The following is a 569-nucleotide window of genomic DNA, read 5'->3' on the forward strand; positions in this document are numbered from 1 at the left end:
CACAGGGCCCCGGCATCATCGATCAGCACCGGGACCTGGGCGTTGGGGTTGAGGGCGAGAAATTCGGGACTGTGGGTCGACTGGAAGCCGCTGCCCCAATCTTCCTGCTGGTAGGAAAGGTCCAGCTCTTCACAGGTCCACAAGACTTTCCTGACGTTGATGGACGAGGCTTTACCGAGAATTCTGCAGGGGGTTCCCATGACGCTTCCTTGTTCGTGGCACAGGTTGGCGATGGGAATCTATCAGCGAGCCAGGTTCTCGGCGACGGCCAAATTGCCTCCAGGGGTGTTTTGCCCAGCTTCAGGCCGGATCGGGCAGGGCTGAAGCCGGCAGACCGAAGACCCGGTCGAACAGCCAGTTGAAGGCGAAGGTGTAGCAGGGGATGAACAGGATCAGCGCCAGGTCCAGGAGGAAGGCCTGCACCAGGCTGATGTTCATCCACCAGGCGATGAGCGGGATCAGGAACACGATCAGGGTCAACTGGAAGCCCACGGCATGGGCAATGCGCCGCTTGACGGTGCGGGTGCGCGACGGCTGACGGCTTTCCCAGCGCTCGAACAGCGTGGTGT

The 569-nt window shown here is 61.3% G+C and carries 2 protein-coding genes; both read right to left on the minus strand.

The window, feature by feature from the left end; genetic code table 11:
- The coding region (locus Q7C21_RS22610; protein WP_375151177.1) for a glutathione S-transferase N-terminal domain-containing protein at positions 1-200 on the minus strand (200 nt) is incomplete at its 3' end.
- 100 nt (positions 201-300) lie between these two features.
- Positions 301-569 (minus strand): PACE efflux transporter (locus tag Q7C21_RS22615; RefSeq protein ID WP_375151178.1); only part of this gene is annotated, 269 nt, incomplete at its 5' end.

Source organism: Pantoea sp. ANP04 (genome assembly GCF_041982285.1).
Taxonomy (GTDB): domain Bacteria; phylum Pseudomonadota; class Gammaproteobacteria; order Enterobacterales; family Enterobacteriaceae; genus Pantoea; species Pantoea eucalypti.